The sequence below is a fragment of the Tyzzerella sp. An114 genome (assembly GCF_002161055.1).
GTDB classification, from domain to species: Bacteria; Bacillota; Clostridia; order Lachnospirales; family Anaerotignaceae; genus Fimicola; species Fimicola cottocaccae.
On record NZ_NFLT01000067.1, the window covers coordinates 1 to 816 of the forward strand.

At 27.2% G+C, this 816-nt stretch carries 1 pseudogene; it reads left to right on the forward strand.

The features are described from left to right. Positions 1 to 307: 307 nt before the first annotated feature. A pseudogene (locus tag B5E58_RS13275) lies at positions 308 to 816 on the forward strand (hypothetical protein); the annotation flags it as partial.

An 816-nucleotide genomic window follows, 5' to 3' on the forward strand; every position in this document is an offset into this window, starting at 1 on the left:
ACAGTTATTTGCTGAAAAAGATATACTTTCTCGTATAATGAAAGAGTGCGTTGATGAATTCAAAGATTGCAGTCTTGAAGATATAGCAAATAAATATATTGAAGGTACACCACAAATATAAAGCGAAGAAGTATTTCCAACAAATACAAATAAAATAAGAGGATTAAGTAATGAAGATAAATCAATAGATGAAGGCACAGTTACATATGATATACGATTTTTAGCAACTGTACCAAATACAGATGGCTTAATACAACTTATTGTAAATGTAGAAGCACAAAACAAATATCATCCGGGATATCCATTAATAAAAAGAGCATTATATTATTGTAGTAGAATGATGTCAGCACAACATGGAACAGAATTTGTAGACTCTCACTATGAAAAAATTAAAAAGGTCTATTCAATATGGATATGCCCAAATCCACCAATAAAGGATTCTAATACAATAACATCATATTCAATACAAGAAAATAATATAGTAGGTAATTTTAAAGAAGAAGTAAAGAACTATGATTTAATGAAAGTAGTTATGGTATTATTAGGAAAAAGTCAAAGTGATAATAATTTATTAAAATTCCTTAGAATACTTTTAAGAAATGATATGCTTATAGAAGAAAAACAAAGGATATTAAAAGAAGACTTCAACTATAATATTTCTAAGAATATAGAGAGGGAGGTTATAGATATGTGTAATTTAAGTATTGGTATATATGAAGAAGGTATAGAAAAAGGCATAGCAGAAGGTGTTGAAAAAACAGCTATAAATATGTTGAAAAAGAATATGGATATAGCTACTATTATGGAAGTAACAGG